Annotated in this window: 17 protein-coding genes; 16 read left to right on the top strand and 1 reads right to left on the bottom strand. The window is 37.7% G+C overall.

Going from position 1 to position 17,928, the window contains the following annotated elements:
• Positions 1-188 precede the first annotated feature (188 nt).
• From K8L98_RS25105 to K8L98_RS25180, 16 genes are all read left to right on the top strand, one after another.
• Positions 189-1,202, top strand: a complete 1,014-nt coding sequence (locus K8L98_RS25105) for a LacI family DNA-binding transcriptional regulator (protein ID WP_243551463.1) — start codon at positions 189-191, stop codon at positions 1,200-1,202.
• Positions 1,203-1,491: 289 nt separating this feature from the next.
• Positions 1,492-2,658, top strand: coding sequence for a substrate-binding domain-containing protein (locus K8L98_RS25110; RefSeq protein ID WP_243551465.1), 1,167 nt, complete (start codon positions 1,492-1,494; stop codon positions 2,656-2,658).
• 73 nt (positions 2,659-2,731) lie between these two features.
• On the top strand, positions 2,732-4,231 hold the full coding sequence (locus K8L98_RS25115; protein ID WP_070875623.1) for a sugar ABC transporter ATP-binding protein: 1,500 nt from the start codon (positions 2,732-2,734) through the stop codon (positions 4,229-4,231).
• Positions 4,212-5,192: an ABC transporter permease gene (locus K8L98_RS25120; protein ID WP_070875622.1), complete on the top strand. Its 981-nt coding sequence runs from the start codon at positions 4,212-4,214 to the stop codon at positions 5,190-5,192. The genes K8L98_RS25115 and K8L98_RS25120 overlap by 20 nt, the downstream gene beginning before the upstream one ends.
• 51 nt (positions 5,193-5,243) lie before the next feature.
• On the top strand, positions 5,244-6,422 hold the full coding sequence (locus tag K8L98_RS25125; protein WP_243551467.1) for a Gfo/Idh/MocA family protein: 1,179 nt from the start codon (positions 5,244-5,246) through the stop codon (positions 6,420-6,422).
• Positions 6,419-7,387 (top strand): sugar phosphate isomerase/epimerase family protein, encoded by a 969-nt coding sequence (locus tag K8L98_RS25130; RefSeq protein WP_243551469.1) that lies wholly within the window; start codon positions 6,419-6,421, stop codon positions 7,385-7,387. The genes K8L98_RS25125 and K8L98_RS25130 overlap by 4 nt, the downstream gene beginning before the upstream one ends.
• Positions 7,388-7,423: 36 nt before the next feature.
• Positions 7,424-8,452 carry a zinc-dependent alcohol dehydrogenase family protein gene (locus tag K8L98_RS25135; RefSeq protein ID WP_191556739.1) on the top strand — a complete coding sequence of 343 codons (1,029 nt, stop codon included), beginning with the start codon at positions 7,424-7,426 and terminating at the stop codon, positions 8,450-8,452.
• Positions 8,453-8,550: 98 nt separating this feature from the next.
• Positions 8,551-9,387 carry a sugar phosphate isomerase/epimerase family protein gene (locus K8L98_RS25140; protein WP_338037055.1) on the top strand — a complete coding sequence of 279 codons (837 nt, stop codon included), beginning with the start codon at positions 8,551-8,553 and terminating at the stop codon, positions 9,385-9,387.
• 100 nt (positions 9,388-9,487) lie between these two features.
• Positions 9,488-10,669, top strand: coding sequence for a substrate-binding domain-containing protein (locus K8L98_RS25145; RefSeq protein ID WP_243551472.1), 1,182 nt, complete (start codon positions 9,488-9,490; stop codon positions 10,667-10,669).
• 102 nt (positions 10,670-10,771) lie between these two features.
• Positions 10,772-11,596, top strand: a complete 825-nt coding sequence (locus tag K8L98_RS25150; protein ID WP_243551475.1) for a sugar phosphate isomerase/epimerase family protein — start codon at positions 10,772-10,774, stop codon at positions 11,594-11,596.
• A complete protein-coding gene (locus tag K8L98_RS25155) occupies positions 11,596-12,687 on the top strand; it encodes a zinc-dependent alcohol dehydrogenase (RefSeq protein WP_243551477.1) in 1,092 nt (363 codons plus the stop codon). The genes K8L98_RS25150 and K8L98_RS25155 overlap by 1 nt, the downstream gene beginning before the upstream one ends.
• 145 nt (positions 12,688-12,832) lie before the next feature.
• Positions 12,833-13,600, top strand: a complete 768-nt coding sequence (locus K8L98_RS25160) for a sugar phosphate isomerase/epimerase family protein (RefSeq protein WP_243551479.1) — start codon at positions 12,833-12,835, stop codon at positions 13,598-13,600.
• A 70-nt stretch (positions 13,601-13,670) separates the two neighbouring features.
• The gene (locus K8L98_RS25165) at positions 13,671-13,961 is read left to right on the top strand and encodes a putative quinol monooxygenase (protein ID WP_066323692.1); all 291 of its coding nucleotides are present in this window, start codon (positions 13,671-13,673) and stop codon (positions 13,959-13,961) included.
• Positions 13,962-14,010: 49 nt separating this feature from the next.
• A complete protein-coding gene (locus K8L98_RS25170) occupies positions 14,011-14,832 on the top strand; it encodes a sugar phosphate isomerase/epimerase family protein (protein WP_243551669.1) in 822 nt (273 codons plus the stop codon).
• A gap of 28 nt (positions 14,833-14,860) precedes the next feature.
• Complete coding sequence (locus K8L98_RS25175) at positions 14,861-16,039, top strand: substrate-binding domain-containing protein (RefSeq protein WP_243551481.1); 1,179 nt, start codon at positions 14,861-14,863, stop codon at positions 16,037-16,039.
• 35 nt (positions 16,040-16,074) lie between these two features.
• Entirely contained in the window at positions 16,075-17,259 is a 1,185-nt protein-coding gene (locus K8L98_RS25180; protein WP_243551482.1) for a levoglucosan dehydrogenase, read from the top strand.
• A 229-nt stretch (positions 17,260-17,488) separates the two neighbouring features.
• On the opposite strand, the gene K8L98_RS25185 is transcribed toward K8L98_RS25180, so the two are convergent.
• Entirely contained in the window at positions 17,489-17,920 is a 432-nt protein-coding gene (locus tag K8L98_RS25185) for an Rrf2 family transcriptional regulator (protein WP_070875615.1), read from the bottom strand.
• Between the last annotated feature and the right edge of the window lie 8 nt (positions 17,921-17,928).

Consider the following 17,928-nt stretch of genomic DNA (forward strand, 5'->3'; position numbering starts at 1 on the left):
AGTGTAAACACTCATCCCTACATCTACACTAAAAATGCATGGTGAAAGATTAATTTAACCATGTATTTTCGATTTTCAATAACCGGTAAGATATAACTAAGAAGTAAACAAGCAATACATTTCTTCAATACGAAAATGATTGCGTTTACAATTTCACATTAATAAGTTAATAGAAAAGAGAGTCTTAAATGGTTAGAATCGTAGATGTTGCAAAGAAGGCAAATGTTTCCACTGCTACAGTCTCTAGAGTCATAAGTAAGCCTGATACTGTAAGAGAGGAAACAATTAACAAAGTATTAAGAGCCATTAAAGAATTAAACTATCATCCAAATGTTTTAGCTCGGCAGCTAAGGACGTCAGAAACTAAAACAGTGATTGTTGTGATTCCAGATATATCTAATCCTTTCTTTTCAAAGGTTCTACGAGGAATAGAAAATCTTGCATCAGCTAATGGATATCAAGTTTTACTTGGTGATGCTGGGAATGATAGTGAACAGGAAAGTCGGTATTTAGATATGCTCCGTCAGAAAAAAGCAGACGGTATGATCTTATTAACAGCAAAGATGAAAGCAGAGATTGTCGAAGAAATGGCAAATGAATTTCCTGTAGTACTTGCCTGTGAATATATTGAAGGCTCTTCTATTCCAACCATTTCAATTGACAATGTCAGCAGTGCAAGAAAGGCAACAGACTATTTAATTCAGTTAGGACACCGAAGAATAGGAACTATTTCTGGGCCACTTGATAGTGTATTAGGACAAGATCGATTAAAGGGTTTTTACCAGGCGATGGCAAGGCATAGCTTATCAATAGATCCAGTACTAGTACAAGAAGGTCATTTTAATTATGAAAGCGGATTTAATTTAATGAAGAAGTTTTTAGCGCTCAATAGAATGCCAACCGGAGTATTTGCAGCGAATGATGAAATGGCTTTGGGTGCCATTAGAGCCATAAGAACAATGAACCTTAGAGTACCTGAGGACATCTCGGTTATTGGATTCGATGATATTCATTTTTCGTCTATTTTCGAGCCTGCTTTGACCACAATCTCACAACCAGCTTTTGAAATAGGTTCTAAAGCGATGGAACTATTAATCATGCTAATGGATAAAATGAAAATCGAGAAAAATCAATATATTTTAGATGACAGTCTTGTCATAAGAGAATCGTGCTCAAAGATCAATAAATCCTTACACCCTTAATGTAATCGGTTACAAATATCAGTTCACTCATAACTTTTAAACTCAGTAAAAAGGGATGAAAAGTTTGTTTTTATAAAGAAAATGTAATGGATTACAAAATTAAGAAAGAAATTAGATTTCATTCATTTTCTCTATAAGTTAAGAAGCGCTAATTTATAGCTTCGAATTGCGGTTGATTTGTAAACGATTACAAACTTCTGCCAATTGAACTTTAAAGGAGGTGGTTGTAAAAAACGTTAGTTGTACCATACAAAAGATTAAACTACATGAAAAACATGGGGGTTCTGAAATGAAAAAGAATCTATTATTTTCCGTATTAATGCTACTCGTTTTTAGCGTAATAATCGGATGTGGAAATAAGGAAGAAGCACAGACAACGGAAGGAAGCACAGAAAAAAATGAAAATTACCTTTCTGAATCAGGGCCACTAACAATAAATCCTGAGATTCCAGATATAGAAGTTCTAGATAAAGGACCAAATGGAGAACAAGCCGTTTCTGCAAAGTCTTTACAGTTAACCGAAGAAGAGCTTCAAAAAATTAAGGATGGTAATTATAAAGCAGCCATTGTTATGCACTATTCAGGTACAGATTATATGAATGCGGCAGTTGGAGCGATGCAAGATACATTTGAAAAGATGGGAATTGAAGTTGTAGCTGTTACAGATGCACAATTTAAGGCAGAAAAACAAGTTAACGATATTGAAACAGTTTTAGCAAAAAAACCAGATATTATGATTTCGGTTCCGGTTGACGCAGTATCAACTGCACCAGCTTATAAAAAAGCAGTAGAACAAGGCGTTAAGCTAGTATTCATGGATGGAGCAGCAGAAGGTCTTGAAGCAGGTAAGGATTATATCAGTATAGTTTCAGGAGATAACTATGGAAACGGTGCACTTGCAGCGGAGATTATGGCAGAAAAAATTGGTGGAAAAGGGAAAGTTGGTATCGTTTATCACGATGTGAACTTCTTTGTTACAAAAAACCGCTCAGATGCATTTGAAGCAACAATCAAAGAGAAATATCCTGACATTGAAATCGTTGCACAAGGTGGAATAACGGACCCGAATAAAGGAGAAGAAGTTGCTTCAGCGATGCTGACAAGAAACCCAGACATCGATGGTATTTTCGCTCCTTGGGATATACCAGCTGAGGGTGTTATGGCAGCGGCTCGTACAGCCGGAAGAGATGACTTAGTTGTGACAACAGTTGATTTAGGTACAAATGTAGCGATTTCAATCGCATCTGATGGAATCGTTCAGGGACTAGGTGCTCAATTACCTTATGATCAAGGTGTAGCACAAGCCATTCTTTCAGGATATGCCCTATTAGATAAAGAAGCTCCTCCTTATGTTGCTTCTCCTGCTATCGAAGTAACAAAAGAAAATGTTCTTGATGCTTGGAAATTAATATATGGGGTTGAAGTTCCTTCAACTGTTAAAGATGCATGGAAATAACAGATTAGTAAACAAGTGTATAGAGGCTATCAATTTCTTATAGCCTCTATAACCAAAGGAAGGTGAACAAACAATGGATCAACCTATTCTTGAAATGAAGAATATAAATAAAGCGTTTAATGGTATTACGGTCCTAAACCAGGTCAACTTTTCAGTGAAAAAAGGAGAAGTACATGCCTTAATGGGTGGGAATGGTGCAGGAAAATCAACATTAATGAAAATCCTTACTGGCGTTTATACAGCAGATAGTGGAGACATTTTAATTGAAGGAAAACCTGTAAGCATTAAAAGCTTTGATGACGCAAAGGCAAATAAGATCTCAATGATCTTCCAAGAGTTTAGCTTAGTACCAACCCTTACAGTTGCCCAAAATATCTTTTTAACGAGAGAAGATAAGACATCACTTGGGCTTTTAAATGATAAAGAATGTGAAAAGAAAACAGAGGTTCTATTAAAGGAACTTGGGGTTGATATCAGACCATCTGATGTTGTTCAAAATCTAGGAGTTGGCTATTGGCAAATGACTGAGATTGCAAAAGCACTATCTCAGGAAGCGAAAATATTGATTATGGATGAGCCGACCTCTTCGTTAACTCAAACGGAAACGGAAGTATTATTCAAATTCATCAATCAATTAAAAGCAAAGGGTTATGCGATTATTTATATTTCTCACAGAATGGATGAGATTTTCGAAATTTGTGATCGCATCACGATCTTGCGTGATGGTCAATATATTACAACCGAGGATTGTAGTGAAACTGATCTTGATACAGTTATTCAGCATATTGTAGGACAAGAATTTGACCAAGCCTTTGAATATCAGGAGAGGGAATACTCGAAAGAAGCACCGCCGATTTTTGAGGTGAAAAATGTAAGCGCTGGAGATAAAGTTCAAAATATTAATCTTAAAATACAACCTGGAGAAATAGTAGGAATTGCTGGATTGATGGGTAGTGGACGAACGGAATTAGTTCGTTGCTTATTTGGAATTGACTCAATAGACAGTGGTGAAATTTACGTTGATGGTCAAAAACGTTCAATTAATTCGGCTAAGGATGCAATAGACTCAGGGATTGCATTAATTCCCGAGGATCGACGTGTGCAAGGATTGGTTCTAGAACATAGTGTGAAAGACAATATGATTCTACCAATCTTATCTAAAGTGAACAAAGGATTGTTTATTGATAACAAAAAAGCAAATGAAATAAGCAATCAACTTGTCAAAAAGTTAAATGTTAAAACGGATGATATCTTTAAAAAATCAGGCCTATTGTCAGGTGGAAATCAGCAAAAAATTGTTCTTGCAAAATGGTTAGCAAATAACCCAACCGTTTTATTGCTTGATGAACCAACAATTGGTGTAGACATTGGAGCAAAAACAGAAATTATCGACATTATTAGAGAATTAGCTATTAGCGGCAAGGCCATACTTGTCATTTCATCAGAAATACCTGAACTTCTTGCTATGAGTGATCGTGTTCTTGTGATGCATCAAGGCAAGATAAAAAAGGAACTACAACGAACTGAGATTAAATCAGAGGAGGATCTACAATATGCAATCCAAGGTTTCTAAAGTAGAAAAACCAGCATTACCTATGTTTAAGAAATTTGAATGGCGTAACTATATCGTCTATTTTGCCTTCGTAGGAGTGTTAATCTACTTTTCTATCAATTTATATGATGAAGGGTTTTTATCTTCAAGCAATCTATTAAACATTGTGAGACAAACAGCAACCATTTCTTTAATGGCACTTGCAATGACATTTGTTATCAGTACAGGTGAAATTGATCTTTCCGTTGGTTCGATAGCCGCTTTATCTTCATTAGTTGGGGCATTAGCACTACAGGCAGGCTACGGTATCATTGGCGGATTAATCGGTGGTGTTGGTACAGGTATTGTTGTTGGCCTAATTAACGGTTTACTTGTTACAAAAGTAGCAATTCCATCCTTCCTAGTAACACTAGGGACAATGGGAGCGATAAAAGGTGTTGCGATGTGGGTAACAGATACAGCTCCAGTTCCAATTGTTAACTCAAATTTCAACTTTATCTTTGGTTCTGGTGATATTGGGCCAATTCCGGTATTACTTTTATGGACTGTTGTCTTTACAATCATTGCTCATGTTTTACTACGTAAGACGTCTTTTGGAAGACAAGTATTAGCAACTGGTGGTAATGAAAGCGCTGCACGTTTCTCAGGTGTAAAGACGATGAAAATTAAGTTGCTCGTTTTCTTAGGAACAGGTGCAATGGCTGGTTTAGCGGGTTTACTTTATGCAGGGCGTATGAACGCAGGAAGATTTTCATTCGGTGAAGGAGATGAGCTTTCTGTTATTGCTGCTGTCATTTTAGGTGGAACAAGTCTTTTTGGTGGAGTCGGGACAATTATTGGAACACTCATAGGATCCTTAATGATTGGGACAATTAATAATGGACTTATCATTATGGGGCTGGATGTTAGTCAGCAAATGATTATAAAAGGAATCATCATCATTTTAGCTGTAGCTTTCGGTAAAAAAGCAATTAAGAGATAAATAGAGAAAAGAAATCATCAAGAAGAAAATGACAGAGCAGGAGGATGAAACATGGAAAAAATAAAGGTCGGGATTATTGGTACAGGTTTTATTGGGCCAACTCATATCGAAGCAATTAGAAGACTTGGATTTGTAGAAGTGGTTGCTTTAGCAGAAACAAGCCAGGAGCAAGCGGAAACAAAAGCTGCTGAACTTGGTATTCCACTTGCTTATGGAGATTACCGCGAAATGCTTAAAAATGATGAGATCCAGGTTGTGCATAACTGTACGCCAAATCATGTTCACTTTGCGATAAATAAGGACATCATTTTAGCCGGTAAACATGTGATATCTGAAAAGCCGTTAGCAATGAACAGCGAAGAGTCAGCAGAATTGTTGACTCTAGCTAAAACAAAAGATGTTGTTCATGGTGTGAATTTCAATTATAGACAGCATGCAAGTGTCCAAAATTTACATGCGATGATTTCAAGCGGAGATTTAGGAAAAGTCAACTTGGTGCATGGAAGCTATCTACAAGATTGGTTGTTATATGAAACGGATTTTAACTGGAGATTAGCCCCAGAGGTAGGGGGGAAATCCCGTGCTATTGCAGATATCGGCTCACATTGGTGTGACACGGTTCAATATGTAACAGGGAAAAAAATCGTAGAAGTTTTTGCTGACCTTGCCACGGTTATCCCTGTAAGAAAGAAAGCAATATCTGGCAGTAATACGTTCAGCGCAGTCAATCATGAGGAGCAGGAGTATGAGGATGTTGCCATCAATACAGAGGATTATGCATCAGTACTGGTTCGTTTTGAGAATGGCTCAAGAGGTGTTTTCACCGTTTCACAAGTAAGTGCGGGAAGAAAAAATAGACTGAGTTTTGAAATAGATGCTAGTAAGAGTTCAGTATTTTGGAATCAAGAGGAACCGGAAAAATTGTGGATTGGCCACCGCGATAAACCAAACGAAATTCTATTAGCAGATCCGAGCTTATTCTCGGTAGAAGCAAAATCGGCCATTCATCATCCGGGTGGACATAATGAAGGCTGGCCTGATGCATTAAAAAATATGATGCTAAACTTCTATACGTTTGTTAGAGAAGAAAAAAGTCTTAAAACAGATAAGCCTAACTTTGCCACATTTGAAGATGGTCACTTATCAATGTGTATTACTGATGCTATCTTAAAAAGTCACCAACAGCAGAAATGGGTGAAGGTCAAGCAAGAAAAGGAGGTCTACTCATGAAACTAGGTGTTTTTACACCACTTTATCAAAACCTCCCGTTTGAAACGATGCTAGATAAAGTGAAGGAAATGGGATTAGAAACAGTTGAGCTTGGAACAGGAAATTATCCTGGTAACCATCACTGTGATCCAGATGAATTACTTCAATCACCTGAAAAAGCAAAGTCGTTCATGAGAGCGATTGAAAGCAGAGGATTATCCATTAGTGGACTTAGTTTCCATGGGAATCCTTTGCACCCTAATAAGAAGTTAGCCAATGATTCTCATGAGGTGTGGAGAAAAACAGTTCTCCTAGCTGAAAAATTAGAAATACCTGTTGTAAATGGATTTTCCGGATGTCCTGGAGATCATAATGAAGCAAAAAATCCAAACTGGGTAACATGCTCGTGGCCGCCCGAATTTACAGAGGTTTTAAACTGGCAGTGGAATGAAGTGGTGATTCCTTACTGGAAAGAAGAAGCGAAGTTTGCCAGATCACGTGGTATTCAAGTTGCTTTTGAAATGCATCCTGGATTTGTCGTTTATAACCCTGAAACATTGCTAAAGTTACGAGAACATGCAGGGGAAAACATCGGAGCAAATTTTGATCCAAGTCATTTAGTTTGGCAAGGAATCGATCCAATTGCAGCGATTAAAAAGCTTGGACGTGAAAATGCGATCTTTCATTTCCATGCAAAGGACACCTATTTGGATAAAGAAAACATAAAAGTAAACGGTGTATTAGATACGAAGCACTACAGTGAGATTTTAGATCGATCATGGACATTCCGATCAGTTGGATATGGACATGATGAGAAATTATGGAAAGACATGATTAGTACATTGCGAGCAGTTGGTTATGATTACGTGATCTCAATTGAGCATGAAGATATGCTGGCTTCGACTGATGAAGGTCTAAAAAAAGCAATCTCTCTATTAAAAGGAGCCATGTTTAAAGAAGAGCTAACTGAAATGTGGTGGGCTTAATAAAAGCAAACAATTCAACAATGGAGGCGAACAACAATGTCAATGAAAGCAGTTTTTTTCCCAGGAGATAAAAAAGTAGAAATTCGTGAGGTGGACATTCCAACTCCTGGACAGGGAGAAGTGTTAATTCAGTTAAAAGCATCCGCTATTTGCCGTAGTGATATGAGCTTATACCATGGTACGTCAGTATTTGAAGGAACAAAAACAGGTTGTACGGTTCCAGGTCACGAGCCAGCGGGTGTGATTACAGGTGTAGGTCCAGGAGTGACAAAATTCCAAGAAGGAGATCGCGTAGCAGTTTACTTAGCACTAGGCTGTGGTGAATGTGCACATTGTAAGAGTGGCTATAAAATGTTCTGTAAGGAATTTAAATGTATTGGTTTTGACTCTCACGGTGGTGACGCTGATTACATGGTTGTTCCAGCTGAAAATTGCATGAGATTACCTGATAGCATGAGCTTTGTTACTGCCGCTGTATCGACGGATGCAGTCGGAACGCTCTACCATGCTCAAAAAAGAATGAACATATCTGGTAAAGATACGCTCGTTATTTTTGGGATGGGTCCTATGGGTGGAGCTGGCGTAATGATTGCAAAAGGCTTAGGCGCGACTGTTATTGCCGTTGATATGCTTGATGAACGCCTAGAATTAGCAAAAGAGCTAGGTGCTGATTACACAATTAATGGAAAAGAATTAAATGTACAAGAAGAGATTAATCGCATTACAAATGGAGCAGGTGCTGATGCAGCAATCGATTGCTCTGGAAATCCTTATGCTGAAAATGATGCATTAGATTGTGTGAAGGCTCATGGAAGAGTAGCGTTCATCGGTGAAAGTAAAGAAACAACCATTAAACCAAGCCAGCAATTAATTCGAAAGCAAATTACTGTTATGGGTTCATGGTATTTCCCAATTCAAGAATTTGATGAAATTACAGAATTTATTGTGAGAAAAAATCTACCTGTTGAAAAACTAGTCACACATACGTTCAAGCTTGAAGAAGCAGCAGATGCATTCCGTATGTTCGATGAAAGAAAGACAGAAAAAGCTGTGTTTGTTTGGTGAAAACAGAGCTTTGTATTTTGCTACTCATGATTAGGTAAAATCCCATTTTTATGGTCCATGTAAGATTCAAAATCATTTAAAAAACGGAGTTGTTCATGATGAAAATTTCATTTAATACCTGGGTTTACGGTTCTTTTCCATCTTGGCTTCCAACGTATCCATTAGAAGAGGTCATTAGTCGTTTATCAGCTATGGGTTATGACGGAATTGAAATTGGATGTGCAAGTCCTCATGCGTATCCAGATTTTTTATCGAATGAAAGACGTAAAGAAATTCTTAAACATTTAAAAAGAAACAATCTTAATGTTGCTGCTATGCTTCCTGCTCCAGGGGGCGGACCTGGCTTAAATCCATGCTCTCCATTAAAAGAAGAACGAGAATTTACAATTAAACAATATAAAGATGTTATTCGACTTGCCCACGATTGGGAATGCCCGACTGTGATGTGGCTTGCGGGCTGGTTTGGCTTTGGAACAACTCAGAAGGATGCATGGAAATATAGTTTAGAAGGTTTACAAGATGTTGCAAAATACGCAAAAGATCTTGGAATTACAATAGTTGTTGAGCCTCAAGCAGCCGACAGCAATCTAATCGAATCAGCTGATGATGCCTTAATGCTTGCTCAAGAGGCGGGAGAATCCAACGTAAAAGTAATGTTTGACACGTTCCATGCCTTATATAGAAACGAGGTACCAAGTGATTATGTATATAGAATGAAGGAAAAGCTGCATCACGTTCATATTTCAGATGATGATCGTTTGCCTCCTGGTCAAGGAAGTGTGAATTTTGATTCCTTACTAAAAGCGTTAAAAGAAATTGATTATCAGGGCTATCTATCAATGGAAGTTGGATTTCATACAAGAAAAGCAGATCCAGATTGGTATGCAAAAACTTCAATTGACTATTTGAAACAGAAACTAGCAGAAGTTAAATAAAGAAAATAAAACAGATCATATATACCTTGAACATCTTTTTGGATTCTAGAAAAGATGTTCAAGTATAAGATTTTATTTCATAAAAAATAGGGGGATTTTCATGAAAAAGATTTTTTCCAAAATGATGATGATTCTATTAATTAGTGGTCTAGCAATTGCTGGATGTAGTCAAAGTAGTTCTTCTCAATCTGGAAACGAAAGTGAAAAGAGCGATAAAAATGAGGTGAAACTTCCTGATTCAGGTCCACTTACGATTAACCCGGAAATTTCAAGTGAACAAGAAATATTAAGTAAAGGTCCTTATGGAGAAACAGCTATTTCAGCAAAGGATTTTCAACTAACAGAAGAAGAAATTGAAAAGATTAAAGAAGGTAAATACAAAGCTGCAATTGCCATGCATTATGCTGGTAATGATTATTCAACTGCACAAATTAACGGTTTAAAAGCAGCATTTGAAAGAATGGGAATTGAAGTGGTTGCTGTTACAGATGGGCAATTTAAGTCTGAAAAACAAGTAGCTGATATCGAAACAATCATGGCAAAATCTCCAGATATTATCGTCAGTCTACCGGTTGATCCTGTTTCAACTGCTCCGGCTTTTAAAAAAGCTGCAGATGCTGGTATTAAACTGGTATTTATGGATAGCGTACCTGTGGGATTAGAACCAGGCAAGGATTATGTAAGCGTTGTCGCTTCTGATAACTATGGAAATGGTACAGCCGCAGGAGATATTTTAGGTGAACAGCTTGGTGGAAAAGGGAAAGTTGGTATCATTTACCACGATGTTGACTTCTTTGTAAATAACCAACGTCGAGAAGCAGTTGAAACAACACTTAAAGAAAAGTATCCAGAAATTGAAATTGTCACAAGCAGCGGAATAACAACACCGAACGATGCTGAAAAAGTAGCATCAGCCATGTTAACGAGATACAACGATTTAGACGGAATTTTCGCTATTTGGGATGTTCCTGCTGAAGGTGTTTTAGCAGCTGCTAGAACGGCTGGAAAGGAAGATTTAATTATCACAACAGTAGATTTAGGTACTAACGTTGCCTTAGAGATTGCTTCTGGTGGAAATGTAAAAGGTCTTGGATCACAGCTGCCATTTGATCAGGGAGTTGCAGAGGCGATTTTAGCCGGGCATTCTTTACTTGGAAAAGAAGTGCCTCCATTTGTCGCTGTACCAGGTTTAGCTGTAACACAGGAAAATGTTTTAGAGGCATGGAAAATGGCATACCGTCAGGAAGCTCCGGAAGTAATTCAAAAGGCTGCAAAACAATAATTTAACAATTAAATTGTTTTATAACTTTTAAAAATAATGTAAGCGATTATAAAAAAGATGTTCACAAGAGTATATTCTAAATGGGCAAAAGGAGCGATGAGAATGATTAAATACGGTTATAACACACTTGTATATGCTGGTGAGGATATTGAAACGAGTATTGCGAGATTATCAAAATTCGGATATGACGGTGTTGAATTTGTTGGGGAACCAGGACAAATGGATACTGGTTTAATCAAGGAACTACTTAATAAGTATAACATCTCCGCCTCTACAATATGTGCTATTTATAATCCTGAAAGAGACGTAGTCTCTAGTGATAAACAAATTAGGAGGAATGCAATTGAGTATATTAAAAGCTGCGTTGATTTTGCAAGCATAATTGGGGCGCAAGGTATTTCATTAACACCTACTGCCTGTATGAAAATTTATCAAGAATCAGATAGAGAAACTGAACTCAATTGGGCTGTTGAAGGAATTAAAGAAGCTGGTTTATTTGCTGGCGAACATGGTGTCAGATTAACAGTTGAACCTTGGAATCGGTATGAAAATTACCTAATTAATCGAATGGAACAATCTCTTGAACTCGTCCATCGTATTGATTTACCAAGTGTTGGGTGTATGGGTGATACATACCACATGAATATTGAAGAGGTAGACATTGCTGATGCGATTCGGCTGGCTGGGGATAAATTATATCATCTCCATATTGCTGACAGTAATCGTGCGGCACCTGGAAGAGGGCATATTGATTTTAAACCAATCGCTAAAGCATTAAAGGATATAAACTACAGTGGTTATTTAACAATGGAATTATTACCTGCTTTTGCTGACCCATTTAATGGAACAAGATGTGAAGAGTTCTATGATCAATACACAGAGGAGTCAATCGTTTTCCTGAAAAAATTATTTAAGGAGGAAGTATGATGACACAAAACACAAAAGATGCTGTACTTAAAAAACCACAAGGCAGTTTTGATAAAAAAGAAATGATGGCTGCTGTTACTTATGGAACTCAAGATTTAAAAATCGAGTCCGTACCTGTTCCGGAAATAAAGGATAATGAGGTTCTGATTAAAGTGAAAGCTTGCGGGATTTGCGGAACCGATCCACATATATACAACGGACATTTTCCAGCTCCTAAGCCTCTCATCCAAGGCCATGAATTTGCTGGTGAAATTGTAAAAATAGGATCATCAGTGACTAGTGTATCGGAAGGTGACCGTGTAACAGCAGATATCAATATTAGTTGTGGCAATTGCTATTATTGCCAGACAGGTCAGAAGCTCTTTTGCGAGAAGATCACACAGCTAGGTGTCCATATCAATGGTGCATTTGCAGAGTACATAAAAGCGCCTGAAAATAATGTGTATAAATTACCTGAAGCTATGTCCTGGGAGGAAGGCGCATATATCGAACCACTGGCATGTGTTATCAGAGGCCAGGAGCGGGCGAATGTCGGAATGGGGGATACAGTAGCTATTATCGGTGCTGGGCCGATGGGGCTGGCCCATGCGATTATGGCAAAACTAAATGGTGCAAGCAAGGTTATTCTATCTGAAATGAATAAAACACGTCTTCAAAAGGCTAAGGAGCTAGGAGTAGATATTGTTATTGACGCATCAGAAACAGATCCTGTCCAGGAAGTATTTAATTTTACTGAAGGAAGAGGCGCTGATGTTGTATTTGAAGTTGTTGGAGCGATCCCGACTTATCAGCAAGCTTTACAGATGGTTAGAAAGGGAGGAACGCTGGTTGCTTACGGAGCAGCACCTGCTGATAAAGTGATGGAAATTAAACCATTTGACATCTTTAGCAAGGAACTAACAATCGTAGGTTCTTATGCAGGTACTTACGGAACATGGACGAAAGCAATCCAACTTATTTCATCAAAAAGATTTAATCCTAAAGATATATTCAGTAAAACGATCACATTAGATCAATTAGAAGAGGGAATCAAAGAGGCAGATCAAAACAAAGATACAATAAAAATTTTAGTGAACGTCAATCAGGACTAATTTTAAATGGATATATTTCCTTTAAATCTTATTCTAGCAGGTAAGGTGTAATAATTCTCTTGGTTAGGAGTGATTTCTTCTGTATAAGTATAGTACTACCCAGTGGATATATGGAAATGAAGACTTAGAAATCAGTTTGAAAAGATTGAAAAAATTTGGTTACCAGGGAGTTGAATTAGCTGGTGAACCGGATTCAATTGATATCGAGCAAACAAAAAAACTTTTACATGAGTATAACTTGGAGTGCAGTTCGATTTGTGGCATTTTTACTCCGGAAAGAGATCTATCCTCATCGAACGAGGCTATTCGGAAAAATGCTGTTGAATATGTAAAAAAATCGGTCGATTTAGCGAAAGCCTTAAATGCCCAAACATTGATTGTTGTCCCAACCTGTGTTGGTAAGCTTTCTTCAGAAACGACTCTTGAGGAAGAATGGAATAATGCTATTTTAAGTGTTAAAGAGGCGGGACAATATGCAGATGAACAAGGAATCACAATTGCTATTGAAGCATTAAATCGTTATGAAACATATTTAGTGAACAACCTTTCATTAGCTTTAAGATTTGTTGAGGAAGTTAATATAGAATGCGTTGGAATAATGGTTGATTTGTTTCACATGAGCATAGAGGAACGCGACATGAAAGCATCTTTAACGAAAATTTCTGATTATCTAGCACATGTCCATATAGCTGATAACACACGTGAAGCTGCTGGTCTTGGGCATACAGATTTTAAACCCGTTATTTCATTCCTGAAAGACAGAAATTATCAAGGATATATAACGATGGAATTTTTACCAGCTGTTTCAAATCCATACTTAGCATCTGAATTCACCGGAGAAAGCAATATTTTTGACGACTTTACTAGACAATCAATCCAGCACATGAAAAAAATTGTTAAAAATTTTCAATAAATGAAAACTTTTAATTTTCAAGTTAACAGTAAATTTAATTGATTTTAGTCTGACAAAGGGAGGTTTACCAATGATAATTATTCATGCTTATTTCAAGGTTGACCCAGAACAACGTAATGAGTTCCTTGAAATAGCTGGACAAGTAACGAAACATTCTAAAGCTGAAGAAGGAAATATTACTTATCAGTACTATGAAAATCCAGAGCAGCCAAATACGTTTGTTTTTGTAGAAAAGTGGAAGGATCAAACTGCTATTCAGATACATGAAGAAACGTCCCATTTTAAAGGATTTGTAAGCAAGGTTGACAAGTTTTTATGTGAACCGTTGCAGGCAGAGTTGTTCGAGGCGTCGATTCTGTAGTAATGCAATGATGAATCAATAAAAATAATAAGAAAGGTGAGGGGAAATGATGAAATTAGGCTACCAAACGAATACTTGGGGAGGCGTTGTTGGTCACCCTGCTGGTGTTACTTCAGTAAAAGATTCCTATTATCTTGCACATGGTTCGACAGAAGAAGCATTAGAAGATATTAAAGCTGCTGGTTATGAAGGCTTTGAACTGTTTGATGGAAATATGATGCAATATAAAGGGAAAGAAGAAGAGTTTAAAAGACTGATTGAAAAACATTCGTTAGACTTTATCGGAGTTTATACTGGTGGGAACTTTATCTTTCCGGACATTTTAGAAGATGAATTAGTGAAAATTGAGGAAGTTGCTGCTCTAGCATCTACTCTAGGAGCAGAACACCTAGTTGTTGGTGGAGGAGCCGTTAGAGCTAAAGGTATTTTAGAGAGCGATTACAGAGATTTAGGTGAAGCATTAAATAAGGTCAGTCATATTGCTGAAAAATATGGCCTTATTGCAAGCTACCATCCACACTTAGGTACTTGTGTTCAGTCACCTGAACAATTAGATAAATTAATGCCATTAACTGTCATTAACTTATGTCCTGACACTGCACACATTGAAGCAGGCGGGGGGGATCCGGTAGGCGTCATTAAAAAATATATTGATCGTATTCAATATGTTCATTTTAAGGATTTTCAAAATGGAGAGTTTTTACCATTAGGTGAAGGAAACCAAGAATTTGATGAAATGGTAAGAGTGTTAGAAGAAGCTCAATATGATGGTTGGCTAACAGTTGAGCTTGATAGTTACTATGATCCAAAAGCTGGAGCAGAAATTAGCCGTAATTACCTTACAAAATTTGAATCTATTAAATCAATATAAGGGTTGTCCAAATCTAGGGGGCTCAAATATGAAAAAGTTACTTTCTATTATAACTATGGTTTTGTTAGCAACAATGCTAGGTCTCGCAGGATGCAGCCAAGGAAGTTCTACTACCTCTGAAACAAGTGATCAAGATCAAGGTTCAACAGAAGAAGTCGCAACAGAAGCATCTGGTCCTATCGTCATTAACCAGGAAATTCCTGATCAAGAAATCTTAAGTAAAGGGCCTGATGGAGAGTCGGCTGTGTCGGCAAAAACACTAGAGCTAACAGAAGAGGAAGTTCAAAAGATTAAAGAAGGTAATTATAAGGCAGCCATTGTCATGCACTATGCTGGAAATGACTGGGCTACAGCACAAATTGAAGGGTTGAAAGCCACATTTGCCAGAATGGGAATTGAGGTAGTAGCAGTAACAGACGCGCAATTCAAAGCAGAAAAACAAGTATCAGATATTGAAACAGTATTAGCTAAAGATCCAGATGTCATTGTTGGGATCCCTGTTGACCCTGTGTCTACAGCATCGGCATTTAAGAAAGCGGCTGATGCAGGAGTAAAAGTCGTATTTATGGATAATAAGCCAAATAATTTAGAAGCTGGTAAGGGTTATGTAAGCGTTGTATCTGCTGATAACTATGGTAATGGGGTACAAGCAGCCGAAATAATGGCAGAAGAATTAGGTGGCAAGGGTAACATTGGGGTTATTTATCATGATGCAGATTACTTTGTAACAAAGCAACGTGTTGAAGCATTTGAAAAAACAATAACAGAAAAATATCCAGACATTAAAATCGTAGAACGTGGGGGAATTGTGGCACCTAATGATGGAGAAAAAGTCGCATCAGGTATGTTAACAAAGAACCCAAATCTTGATGGTATGTTTGTCGTTTGGGATGTTCCTGCTGAAGGGGCATTAGCTGCAGCACGTACAGCTGGAAGAAATGACCTAGTAATCACAACAATTGACTTAGGAACAACAGTTGCCATTGATATTGCATCAGATCGAATGATTAAAGGCTTAGGCGCACAGCTTCCATATGATCAAGGAATCTCAGAAGCGATCTTAGCTGGATATGGTTTGCTTGGAAAAGAAGCACCTGCATATGTAGCAGTTCCAGCATTAAAGGTAACACCGGATAATGTATTAGATTCTTGGAAACTTGTTTATTCAAAAGAAGCTCCAGATACGATCCAAGAAGCTGCAAAATAAAATAATAGAAGACAAAATAATTGGAGGGAATAAATATGAAAAAATTAAACGTAGGAATGATTGGTGGAGGATTTATGGGAAAGGCACATGCTCTTGCTTACGCAGGAATGCCAATGTTTTTTTGGCCGGCACCTGCTGTCCCACATCGTCACACACTTGTTGACGTGACAGATGAAATTGCAAAAGAAGCAGCAGCAAAATTAGGTTTTGATAACTTTTCATCTAACTGGAGAGAGGTAGTAGAAAATCCAGAGATCGACATTATTGATATAGTGACACCAAATAATTCACATGCTGAAATTGCCATTGCTGCAGCAAAAGCTGGTAAACATGTAATCTGTGAAAAACCCTTAGCTAGAGATGCTGCCGAAACAAAAACAATGTTAGATGCAGTAGAAGCGGCAGGTGTAAAGCATATGGTTGCTTTTAACTACAGAAGAACACCAGCTGTTGCACTTGCGAAAAAATATATTGAAGAAGGTAGAATCGGAAATATTTTAAACTTCCGTGGAACTTATCTTCAAGATTGGTCTGCAGATCCTAACTCACCATTATCATGGCGCTTCCAAAAGGAAATTGCCGGATCAGGTGCATTAGGTGACATTGGTACACATGTTATTGATTTTGCCCGCTACTTAGTTGGAGAAATCACAGATGTCAATGCCGTATCAAAAACGTGGATCCCAGAAAGACCAGTTCAATCAGGAGGCGCAGACAAATTAGGAACTGTAAAAAGTGCAGGAGATGTTCCTAAAGGTAAAGTAGACGTAGATGATGAAATCACAACATTAGTCAAATTTGAAAATGGTGCAGTTGGAAGCATAGAAGCAACTCGTAATGCATGGGGACGCAATAACTTCCTAACATTTGAAATTCACGGGGATAAGGGCTCAATCTATTTTAACTATGAGCGTCGTGATGAGCTTCAAGTATGCTTCTCAGACGATCCAGGAGATGCAAAAGGCTTCAGAACCGTTTACACTGGACCAGCTCATCCATACGGTGAGGGCTTATGGCCAATTCCTGCGTTAGGGATTGGTTACGGTGAAACAAAGATTATTGAAGCGCATGACTTTATTAAATCAATAGTGGATGATACAACCGTTTCTCCTAACTTTGACGATGGGTATCGAATTGCAGTTATTAGTGATGCGATTCTTGAATCAGCTGAAAAAGGTCAGTGGGTGAATCTTGAAAAATCGCCTGTAAAAACAAATTAAGTTTTTACATCGAAGACCGCCAGGGATTAATTTCTGGCGGTTTTTTCACTGCTATTTGTGGGGCTTTATATTGTACTAAAATAAGTTTTAGTTGAAGTTTAACATATATCAAAGAGTGATACATGGATACTTGGCTAGGTGGATGTGGGGAATATTTCAGGTATTCTTGCTCAAATCTAGGTCAAACTCTCGGCTAAAAAAGACATCCCATTTTTGGAATGCCTTTTTACTAGTTATTCTCATTCGTAGCAATATCCTTCACAACATCCTCTAGTGTTACGCTCCTCAACATCTTCTCCATAGCTAACTGAGCTGATGTGAACAATGGTTCGATTGTATTCTGGATGTTCCTACCTACAGGACATTTTGGATTTGGGTTTTCATGGATGCTAAATAGTTCTTTTTCTTGTACTACATTCACTGCTTTATAAACGTCAAACAGTGTAATATCATATAATTCTTTTGAGAGTTTAGCCCCTGCAACACCTGGTTTTACCTCTATTAAACCAGCATTTTTTAACATTCCCATGAGTTTTCTGATCACTGCTGAGTTTGTGTTCACACTGGATGCTAAAAATTCAGAAGACGTTATCCCTTCTTTATTTAATTCAATTAAAGCTAATATATGAATGCCGACAGCGAATCTGCTGCTGATGGACATGTTCAGTC

The organism is Metabacillus dongyingensis (assembly GCF_019933155.2).
GTDB classification, from domain to species: domain Bacteria; phylum Bacillota; class Bacilli; order Bacillales; family Bacillaceae; genus Bacillus_P; species Bacillus_P dongyingensis.

What these genes read in the sequence shown, in the direction of transcription:
- K8L98_RS25140 (WP_338037055.1), top strand. Translation starts at nt 8,551, where the DNA reads ATGAAAATTTCATTTAATACCTGGGTTTACGGTTCTTTTCCATCTTGG.
- K8L98_RS25175 (WP_243551481.1), top strand. Translation starts at nt 14,861, where the DNA reads ATGAAAAAGTTACTTTCTATTATAACTATGGTTTTGTTAGCAACAATG.
- K8L98_RS25130 (WP_243551469.1), top strand. Translation starts at nt 6,419, where the DNA reads ATGAAACTAGGTGTTTTTACACCACTTTATCAAAACCTCCCGTTTGAA.
- K8L98_RS25165 (WP_066323692.1), top strand. Translation starts at nt 13,671, where the DNA reads ATGATAATTATTCATGCTTATTTCAAGGTTGACCCAGAACAACGTAAT.
- K8L98_RS25145 (WP_243551472.1), top strand. Translation starts at nt 9,488, where the DNA reads ATGAAAAAGATTTTTTCCAAAATGATGATGATTCTATTAATTAGTGGT.
- K8L98_RS25115 (WP_070875623.1), top strand. Translation starts at nt 2,732, where the DNA reads ATGGATCAACCTATTCTTGAAATGAAGAATATAAATAAAGCGTTTAAT.
- K8L98_RS25150 (WP_243551475.1), top strand. Translation starts at nt 10,772, where the DNA reads ATGATTAAATACGGTTATAACACACTTGTATATGCTGGTGAGGATATT.
- K8L98_RS25155 (WP_243551477.1), top strand. Translation starts at nt 11,596, where the DNA reads ATGACACAAAACACAAAAGATGCTGTACTTAAAAAACCACAAGGCAGT.
- K8L98_RS25185 (WP_070875615.1), bottom strand. Translation starts at nt 17,920, where the DNA reads ATGTCCATCAGCAGCAGATTCGCTGTCGGCATTCATATATTAGCTTTA.
- K8L98_RS25125 (WP_243551467.1), top strand. Translation starts at nt 5,244, where the DNA reads ATGGAAAAAATAAAGGTCGGGATTATTGGTACAGGTTTTATTGGGCCA.
- K8L98_RS25180 (WP_243551482.1), top strand. Translation starts at nt 16,075, where the DNA reads ATGAAAAAATTAAACGTAGGAATGATTGGTGGAGGATTTATGGGAAAG.
- K8L98_RS25135 (WP_191556739.1), top strand. Translation starts at nt 7,424, where the DNA reads ATGTCAATGAAAGCAGTTTTTTTCCCAGGAGATAAAAAAGTAGAAATT.
- K8L98_RS25110 (WP_243551465.1), top strand. Translation starts at nt 1,492, where the DNA reads ATGAAAAAGAATCTATTATTTTCCGTATTAATGCTACTCGTTTTTAGC.
- K8L98_RS25120 (WP_070875622.1), top strand. Translation starts at nt 4,212, where the DNA reads ATGCAATCCAAGGTTTCTAAAGTAGAAAAACCAGCATTACCTATGTTT.
- K8L98_RS25170 (WP_243551669.1), top strand. Translation starts at nt 14,011, where the DNA reads ATGAAATTAGGCTACCAAACGAATACTTGGGGAGGCGTTGTTGGTCAC.
- K8L98_RS25105 (WP_243551463.1), top strand. Translation starts at nt 189, where the DNA reads ATGGTTAGAATCGTAGATGTTGCAAAGAAGGCAAATGTTTCCACTGCT.